Consider the following 6712-nt stretch of genomic DNA (forward strand, 5'->3'; position numbering starts at 1 on the left):
AGAGCAGCCTTCTTTTTCTTCGCACTTACCCCTCTTACAACTGCACTCTTACTCCACCTAGTAATAATCCTCCGTTCCTGTCTGCACCTACAAACTCTCGGCTATCATTATCAGACAGGTTTCTTGCATTGATATATACATTAATATTTTTGGTCACATCGTACGCTACCTTGGCATTCAAGATCAGTTTGCCATCTATTTCACCTACATTCGATGCAGGGTTTGTCAGGCTGTAAAAGCTGTACTGGCTCTGCTCGCTCATATAGTAGGGGTTAAAGTTAATGTTCAGGTTCTTTACCGGCTTGTAATTCAGGTAAAGGCCTCCAAACCATGATGGAGTTTGATCATTATCAACCGTTACGGTATTGTCGATATTGTTTACCGGATCAATAACTGGAGTTCTGAAACCTGTAGGCAGGTCTTCTACTTCAGTTTGCTGATATGTGATAAAAGGTTTTACCTGGAACTTATTGCTGGCTACATAGTTGGCAGACAAAGTCACCCCATTCTGAGTGGCTTTGGCGTCAATATTTTCATAAGAATAATTAACAAAACCAGGCTCAGCATCTAAAAGGATAACATAAGCATTTTCAGCTACCTGATGGAAAAGCTCAGCGTTCAACTCAAGGTTGCTTGATACCTTTGTCCTGTAACCAAGCTCAACCATTTGGATCTGAAACAGATCAAGGTCCTCATTTCCCCTATAGCTGACAATGCTTCCATTGTTTGGGAAAACAATATTAACATAGTTCGGGCCAATGAATGATCCACTATTGGATTTGGCATAAACCGCTCGTACAAGGTTGTTTTCATTGATATTATAAGTAGTGGCTAGCTGATAAGAAACATAAGCCTCATCAGGTGCGGAGAATTTATCCATACGGATACCTCCTACAAGCCTCCAATTCTCAGTGATGTCGTAATCAACTCCTAACGACCCAGCAAAGCTGCGGATAGTCTGCTCATCATTTAACACACCCAAAATTCCATTTGCCGGATCGATATAAGGCTTGTCACTGTATTCAGCAGACTGATAGCTTACTCCCGGACGTATGGATAATTTATCGGTCACGCTCCAGTCATATTCAACTGAAGCATCAATAGTTTTATAATCATATTCCAACAGCGGGAAAGAAGAACCTTCGTCAAGATTGTCATAACCATCGACGAACGAGAACCTTCCTCTTAAATTACCAAAAGAGGTACTGAGGCTTACATATTTTGACTCATAAGTGCCATTAGAGAAAGGAGTATAAGGGTTGTCCTGGTTAATCTTCTGGATAGAAGCCTCTTGCAGGCCTGATTGTAATTGCAGGCTGAACTTATCTGAAGGGTTAAAATCCATGAAAAGGTTCAGTCCCTTTTTGTCCAGGGCCTGGTTACGGTCTGTAATGTATTCAGAGTCAATGTCGGTCACATTTTCATAGTTGGTGAACGCGCCGGTGGCGTAATCAAAGTAAAGATCATCATGCCTGTCGCGCATTTCGAAATTTCCGGATAAAGCAGCGCTAAATTTTTCGCTGAATTTATATCCCACATTAACACCACCTATTTGCGTGTTGCTGGTACCTGCACGCAGGTCAGCCTGGGCAGTCAGTCCATCTTTGGATACATTTTTAGTGATGATGTTGATCACGCCGGCTACGGCATTAGGTCCATAGAGCGGGGCAGAGGGGCCTCTCACTACTTCGATCCTTTCAACATCGATAAGGCTGACAGGAATAGCTTCCCAGTACACGCCACCGAGGTTGTTGTTAAACACCGGTCTGCCATCAATCATGATCAGCGTGATCAGGTTGCTGGCATCGGCGCCGTTGCCATACCGGGTAAGGTTGTCCAGTCCCCTCAGGTGGATATCATACACACCGTTGGCCTGTTCCCTTACTATTAGCCCGGGCACCAGGCGCAGGGCTTCGGGTATGCTGGTAGCACCCGAATTTACAATTTCATCAGCCGTTAAAGTAGAGCTGGAAAGAGGCGCATCAAAAAGTGATTCTGCTTTTTTCGAAACAGAATAAATGTCGATTTGCATGAGGTCCTCCAGAGACAGTTCATATAAATCGTTATCATCCTGCGCCATAGCGCCAAAAGAGAGCGCAGAAATAAAAAATAACACTAAAAATCTTTTCATATGGGGTGAATTTTACATCATTTCAATTCCCTATGCCCTTGATGTTTGAGTGACACAGGTAGGAAGAACACGATGTACACTTTTAATAAATTAAAGTGCAGTGCTCTTTTGGGCAGGTCAAAAATTAAAGCTGATCTTAATTACGGCAGGGTTTTTACACTTCATTGGCTAACCCTAGAAGCTGACTGGATACTTTCAGTCCTGCTCTTTCGATTTCGCCTTTATTGATTTCAAATCTCATTTTTCCGTCAACCTCAATAAAGTTGATGCCGCTACCCTGACGTCCCAGTCCTGCTTTTTCAGTAATAATAAGTACATTTTTGAGGTCACGGGCCTTCACCTGAGAGAATTGGGAGCTGTGGTCCCTGGGGATGTAAAGAATGTCGCAGTTGCCTGCCTCACTTGCAGACGCAAAGCTTTTGATAACTATTTTTTTAGCAGAGGTTGACTTTTTAGATGCCATATCGATGAAAGCCTTTTCAAGGGCTGCATCATTGCCTAAAATTCCGATGGTAAAATCACTTTCATTTGTAGGCCATTGGATGTATCTTGTGAAATTGAAAACGAACACCGTTTTGACCTGATCATCAGATGCCTGAGCATTCGACTGAAGACTTACAGCTACGAAAAGTGCTACCAGTAAATACCGAAAGTTTAATATTTTTTTCATAATACTTATGGGGTATAATTTGAGTGCAAAGGTCTGAATAGTTTGTGGAGGGCATTTAAGAGGTGGAACGTATTTTGAAAAATACGTAATTCACTTAGCCCGGAGCTGTTTTATGAGAGGAATTTGTTAGATTTATTGTTTTACAAGGGGCTGAGGTTATGTATTATATGAGAAATTTATTCCTTGTTGTTTTTCTCCTCTTTTTGTTTTGCTCAACGGTATATGGTCAGAGAGTGATCAGGGTCGGGGTTTATGATAATTACCCGCTGGCATTTTCCGACTCCAGGGGGGAACCCAAAGGGATATTCATAGATATTCTGAAAGATATTGCGGAGAAGGAAGGTTGGAAACTGGTTTATAAAACGGGTAAGGCCGATGAGTGTTTCCAATGGCTGGAAGCCGGGGAAATAGACGTAACTACCGAGTCCGGTGATTATAAAGGAAGAAGTGCCGACATCGGTATTGCCGGCTCAGGGCTGGTATCTACCTGGGCCAGGGTATATGCCAAGCGCGAATCAGACTACACCTCGTTGCTCGACCTTGGCGGCAAACGTGTGGCAGTGTTGGAAAACAGCTATTTCATCAATGGCCCCTACAAGGGCTTCTATGCTTCCATAAAGGAGCTGGACTTGCGATGCACCATTGTAAAAGCCAAAAGCTACAAGGAAATTTTTGAATTGATCGATAAGAAAAAAGTAGATGCCGGTATCGTCAGCCGCATTTATGGAGATATCAATGACTACAAATATGACGTAATGCAAACCCCGGTGGTGTTTTCACCATTCCGTCTTTCCTTTATTTTTCGCGATGCCGCCCCGCTGGAGGCAAAAGTAATCCCTATTATTGAAAACCATATAGTGTCGCTTAAGCGTGACAAATCATCAGTTTACTACAGTTCCATGAATAATTACTTTAAAGAGCACAAACCCTTTGAAGTGCCTATATGGGGATATGTGGTTTTAGGAGTCGTTATTTTCATTGTAGGTCAACTGTTGCTCTATGTGAATATACTGCGCCGGATGGTGGCCGCCAGAACAGCCGATCTCAAAAGGGCCTATGCCAACATAAAATCACGGCAGCAGACGCTTTCATTAATATATAACAATGCTTCTGAGTTTATTGCGCTGTTCCAGGTCCGAAAATTGGGCTCTTATGCCGTAGCCAAATTGCCTGACTGGTATTTGAAAGAGTTATACCTGCTCAATAAAGATTACCCTTCGTACAAAGTAATAGGTATGGGGCTTAAAGACCTGTATCGCAAATTGCTGAAACTTGATGATAATGAAATTAACTACCGGTATCAGAAAATGGCGGAAGCTATCCGCTCACAGCAGCAGGTGAAGTATGAGGAAGGTTTTAAAATGCCGGATGGCAGCAGGGGAGTAGCAGAGTCGAGCCTTATTCCTATCCTGGACCGGAGCAAGCGGTGTACACATATATTATATGTATCAAGAAATGTGACGGAAGAGCGCAAAATGGTAGAGGCTCTTTCTGAAAGTGAAAAGCGGCTTCAAATGGCCATTGAAGGTGCGCGTGAGGGTATGTGGGACTGGGATATCCGTACCGGTGCACTACATTTTAATGATTACCAGTTCAAAATGCTGGGCTACGAAGCAGATAAGTTCCAGCCCAAAGCGAGGGAATTCTACGAGATGTTACACCCTGATGACAGAAAGCGGACACGCGAAAGGCTGGCAAGTCACCTGAAAGGGGAAACAGACTATTACGAAAATGAATATCGGATAAAAACACGTTCTGGAGAGTGGAAGTGGCTGCTAGTGCATGGGCGCGTGGTGGACAGGGATTTTAATGGCAAAGCTATACGGGCCATCGGTACACACGTGGATATTCATGAGTCCAAAGTCACGGAACAGGCCCTGGTAGAAAGTCAGCAAACCCTGGCCAACCTGATGGCCAATATTCCGGGTATGGTTTACCGAAGTAAGGTTGATGAAGGTTTTACGCCTCTGTTTGTCAGTGAAGGTAGTAAAGCCCTTTTCGGAATCCCGCCCGAGCAGTTCCTCAATGGAAGCATACGCTTGTCGGATATGATCCCTGATGAATACAATGCTGAAAATGTAAAGGCCGTAGAGCAGGCGCTGGCAGAGAACAAACAGTTTCAGATCGTTTATCCTGTTATAATAAAAGGTGAGAAGAAATGGATGTGGGAGCAGGGCAGGGCAATATCACCGGCAAAGGATATCATTGAAGGTTTTGTGATGGATATTACCGATCGCAGGCTGGCCCAGGAAAAAATTATTTCCACCATTATAGAGACGGAGGACAACGAAAGGGCGCGAATAGCAAAAGAGCTCCACGATACCCTGGGGCAGAAGCTGACTACCGTCTCCCTGAATTTTAACTCTTTGAAAAAAGATATCTCCTTTAATAACGGAGGCCTTAAAAAACTCAATACCGGTCTTAACTACCTGAAAGAAGCCATCCGAGATAGCCGCGAGATAGCTCACAACCTGATGCCACAGAGTATAGAAGATTTCGGTTACGTACTTTCCGTACAAAGTTTGCTGGCAGACCTTGACGCAGTCTCTGATACCAAGTTCGATTTTTACGACAACCTAAAAGGAGACAGGCTCCCCAGAAATACGGAACTTCATCTGTACAGGATTACCCAGGAAGCGGTGAATAATATTTTAAAATATGCCAAAGCCACTACGGTGTCCATTCAGTTGATGAAATATGATGGAGAGGTTATACTGACCATAGAAGATGACGGTGTGGGCTTTGATGCCAATGAAAAGATAGAAACCGGGAACAGTTTTGGTTTGAAAAGTATGCAGAACAGAGTAAATTCCCTTTCGGGAAGTTTACAGATAGAAAGTGGAAGAGGCAACGGCACGGTTATAATTGTAGAAGTACCTTATAGAAAAGAATTATATGAAAGCAAAAATATTAATAGTTGACGATCACAAAGTAGTGAGGGATGGTGTAGCGCTGTATTTGGAAAATGACCCGGATTATGAAGTGCTGGACCAGGCAGCCAACGGCTTGGAAGCCCTTGATTTCCTTGAAAAGGAGAAGGTCGATTTAGTGATCATAGACATTAATATGGATGGTCTGGATGGCATAGAAACCACCCGCCGGATAATGAAGATCAATAAAGATATTCGTGTGCTTGCCCTCACCATGCATAACGACTATCAGCACATCAAGGCGATGATGGATGCCGGTGCCAGTGGCTACATTCTCAAAAGTTGTGACGAAAATGAAATGAAAGAGGCTATAAATGCCATACTTGAAGATGAAATATACTACAGTAAGGAGGTGGCCCAGACCGTAATGAACAACCTGGCCAAAAAGAAACCCAAAAGCTCAGGTGATGCCCTTCCGACCCCTCTTACTCCCCGTGAAAAGGAAATTTACCGTCTGATACTTGAAGAAGATTCGAATCAGGAAATTGCTGACAAACTGTTTATAAGTGTAAGAACAGTGGAGGTACATAAACGCAATCTGCTCGAAAAGACCGGGGCTAAAAATTCTACAGGATTGGTACTTTACGCTATAAAAAACAACCTTTTTGAAGGAATTTAAAAGGTTATATAAGGGTTTCACGTAAAAGCCAAATTACGCAAATTTCCTTATACGCTCCCGGAATCCATTTGATATTTTTACCATCGTTAGTCCGATTTATTATTGAATGAACAGGGAGGGAAACAGTGAACATAGCATTCTTTAGCAATTCATATGAGGTATTTGAGAGCATTCCCCGCGAAGCTTTCACGCTTTGGGATATTTTTTTAGTATCTCCAAATACATCATCTCCTTATGCGGAGAGAATTAAAGACCCTGCGCTTGTTATTGTGGATACCTATAGCCTGGGTATGGACTTCTTGCAACTGATTTATAACAACAAACAGCAATGGTCATGTCCGGTACTTGTATTGGATCATTAC

The 6712-nt window shown here is 43.0% G+C and carries 5 protein-coding genes; 3 read left to right on the plus strand and 2 right to left on the minus strand.

Translation table 11 applies throughout. From position 1 onward, the window contains the following. Positions 1–34: 34 nt before the first annotated feature. Together E1163_RS20610 and E1163_RS20615 are read right to left on the minus strand one after the other, a co-directional pair. The gene (locus tag E1163_RS20610) at positions 35–2131 is read right to left on the minus strand and encodes a TonB-dependent receptor plug domain-containing protein (RefSeq protein ID WP_155174352.1); all 2097 of its coding nucleotides are present in this window, start codon (positions 2129–2131) and stop codon (positions 35–37) included. A 154-nt stretch (positions 2132–2285) separates the two neighbouring features. Then, the gene (locus tag E1163_RS20615; protein WP_155174353.1) at positions 2286–2801 is read right to left on the minus strand and encodes a YfiR family protein; all 516 of its coding nucleotides are present in this window, start codon (positions 2799–2801) and stop codon (positions 2286–2288) included. A 167-nt stretch (positions 2802–2968) separates the two neighbouring features. On the opposite strand from E1163_RS20615, the gene E1163_RS20620 reads away from it, so the two are divergent. From E1163_RS20620 to E1163_RS20630, 3 genes are all read left to right on the plus strand, one after another. Then, on the plus strand, positions 2969–5722 hold the full coding sequence (locus E1163_RS20620; protein ID WP_185156153.1) for a PAS domain-containing protein: 2754 nt from the start codon (positions 2969–2971) through the stop codon (positions 5720–5722). Further along, a complete protein-coding gene (locus E1163_RS20625; RefSeq protein ID WP_155174355.1) occupies positions 5697–6350 on the plus strand; it encodes a response regulator transcription factor in 654 nt (217 codons plus the stop codon). The genes E1163_RS20620 and E1163_RS20625 overlap by 26 nt, the downstream gene beginning before the upstream one ends. A gap of 125 nt (positions 6351–6475) precedes the next feature. After that, positions 6476–6712 (plus strand): hypothetical protein (locus tag E1163_RS20630; RefSeq protein ID WP_155174356.1); only part of this gene is annotated, 237 nt, incomplete at its 3' end.

Source organism: Fulvivirga kasyanovii (assembly GCF_009711405.1).
GTDB classification, from domain to species: Bacteria; Bacteroidota; Bacteroidia; order Cytophagales; family Cyclobacteriaceae; genus Fulvivirga; species Fulvivirga kasyanovii.

Excerpts from the sequence above, each read along its gene's own strand:
- E1163_RS20610 (WP_155174352.1), bottom strand. The coding sequence starts at position 2,131 with ATGAAAAGATTTTTAGTGTTATTTTTTATTTCTGCGCTCTCTTTTGGC.
- E1163_RS20615 (WP_155174353.1), bottom strand. The coding sequence starts at position 2,801 with ATGAAAAAAATATTAAACTTTCGGTATTTACTGGTAGCACTTTTCGTA.
- E1163_RS20620 (WP_185156153.1), top strand. The coding sequence starts at position 2,969 with ATGAGAAATTTATTCCTTGTTGTTTTTCTCCTCTTTTTGTTTTGCTCA.
- E1163_RS20625 (WP_155174355.1), top strand. The coding sequence starts at position 5,697 with ATGAAAGCAAAAATATTAATAGTTGACGATCACAAAGTAGTGAGGGAT.